General features: G+C 69.2%; 1 protein-coding gene. It reads right to left on the bottom strand.

The features are described 5' to 3' along the window. Nucleotides 1-42 precede the first annotated feature (42 nt). Complete coding sequence (locus ABT116_RS43330; RefSeq protein WP_351646260.1) at nucleotides 43-2,118, bottom strand: PA14 domain-containing protein; 2,076 nt, start codon at nucleotides 2,116-2,118, stop codon at nucleotides 43-45. Nucleotides 2,119-2,207: the final 89 nt, after the last annotated feature.

Below are 2,207 nucleotides of genomic sequence, written 5' to 3'. Positions count from 1 at the left end.
GGAACTCCGGCCGGGCGCCTCCACTGCTTCCCCTGGCGGGAGCTAATTCTCCGAGGCGAACGCCAACTCGCGGGCGGCCGTCTCCGTGCCGTCCGCGAGGGTGGCCGTCACGCGGTAGTACGTGGTCGTTCCCTTGGGCCGGGCGGTGTCCACGTACGACCAACTGGTGCTGTCACCGCGCGTCTGGACGTCAACCTTGTCGAAGACGTGGGTCGACCGGTTCCAGCGGTAGACGGTGAAGCCGGTCACCTTGCTGCCGTTGGCGCCCGTGTCGCTGCCCAGCCACCAGGCGACCCAGCCGTTCACGTCGCCGTAGAGGTGGCCGATCGGGGTGTCGCCCACGGCGGGGCCCGCGTCGGCGTCGGGGCGCAGGTCGAGCTCGGTGACGTCCTGGACGGGGGCCCCGGTCTCGACGGTGAGCTGGTTGCCGTACTGGTCGACGGCGATGACGCTGTAGCGGAACCGCTCACCGTCGGCGGCCATACGGTCGAGGTGGTGGGTCTCCGTGAACTCCTTGGGCTTGAGGGTCCAGGCGTCGATGAGCGGCTTGTAGACCCACTCGCCGTCGACGAGGGTGCCCCGCAGGATGCGGTAGTGGTCGAGACCGGGATCGTCACTGGCGTCCCAGCTCAGCGAGACGCCGTTCTCCTGGGCGGTGGCGGTCGTGCCCGTCACCGGGGGCGGCGGCGTGTTGTTTCCGGCGACCGCGACCGGCATCTCGACGGACGGGGTGCCCCCGTTCCCGGCGTCGTCCACAGCCACGACTGAGTAGTAGTACGTGGCGCCCGGCGGCGGGGCCGCGTCCGTGAAGGACGTGCCCCGGACGCCCTTGGCGACCTCCACAGTCGTGCGCCCGGGCTCCGTGCGCGGCTTGTCATAGCGCAGGACCGTGTACCCGACGAAGTCCTCGCTGGTGGTCTCGGACTTGTCCCACGTCAGCGTGACCCCGCGCTCGTCCTCGACCGCCGTTGCGTTGTGCGCGGTGTCCACGGGGCCCGTCTTGTCCCGCGTGTAGAACTCCGCCGTGCCGGAAGCCGCCGACTCGTTGCCGTGCGTGTCGACCGCCGTGACGACGTAGTAGTACGTGTCCCCGGTCAGCGGCAGCGGCTCCTGGTACCAGGAGTAGGTCAGCGGCTTGTCACCATTCAGCCGGTTCGCCGCGGTGAGCGCGACCGGCCTGCCGGTGGTGGAGCGGTAAACGTTGTACCCGGCGAGGTCCGCCTCGGTGTTCCCGCCCCAGGAAAGGCTGACCTTCTCGGAGTAGTCGGGCTTCCAGGCATCCTCGACCCCCTTCGGCGCCGCGGGAGCGCTCTCGTCGGCGGTGGTGACGGACTTGTCCGCCGTACCCGCGGACTCGTTGCCCGCCTTGTCGAAGGCGCGGACCTCGTAGTAGTAGACCGCGCCGTTCTTCGGCAGCGTGGTGTCCGTGTACGAGGTGGAGGTCGTCGTTGCCAGCGGCTTGGTGCCGTACGAGGTGCCCTGGAGCCGGCGGTACACGCGGTAGCCCGCGAGGTCCATCTCCTTGTTGGCCGTCCAGCTGAAGTTGGCCTGGTACGAGGAGTCGTACATGAGGGAGGTGCCGGTGGGCACGAGGGGCTTGACCGTGTCGACGGTGGCGGACGTGCGGGGCAGGTAGTCCGCCTTGACGTTCGCGGCGCCCGTCCAGTTGACGAAGTCGAAGCGGAGGGTGTGCGTCCCGGACGGGATGGTGATGTTGACGGTCTTCGTCTGGGTCGTCGAGACGTTCTTCCAGATGTCGACCTTGCGCGTGCCGTCGAGGTAGACGCGCAGGCCGTCGCGGGTCGCGACGGGGATCGAGAACGGGCCGCCGGAGCCGAAGTCCCGGGTGACGGTCCAGCGCACGCCGAAGTGGTTGCTGGGCAGCCCGGCGGCGGGGGCGCCAGTGCCCCAGTTCTGATCGATCTTCGAATCGCAGTCGGTCTTCTTCGGCGTACCGGAGAAGGTCGTGTTCGCGTAGAACTGCCGTTCGAAGACGGGCGACTTACAGGTCACGGTCGCTGTGGCGGCACCGGCGGCGGACGTGCACGTGAGCAGGGCTCCGGTCGTCGCGAGGACGGTGGTCGCGGCGAGGGCGGACGCACGAGTGGCTCGGTTCATGCCTTCCTTCGGTCTGGGCCCGGCGCATGGTGCAGCAGATTCTGGCTCGTCGAGCCCATCACGGCGCCGGCCATCGCACTGCGCCCGTG

This window comes from Streptomyces sp. NPDC002130, from assembly GCF_040296465.1.
In the GTDB taxonomy this organism is placed as follows: Bacteria; Actinomycetota; Actinomycetes; order Streptomycetales; family Streptomycetaceae; genus Streptomyces.
This window is presented reverse-complemented; position numbering and strand designations above follow the sequence as displayed.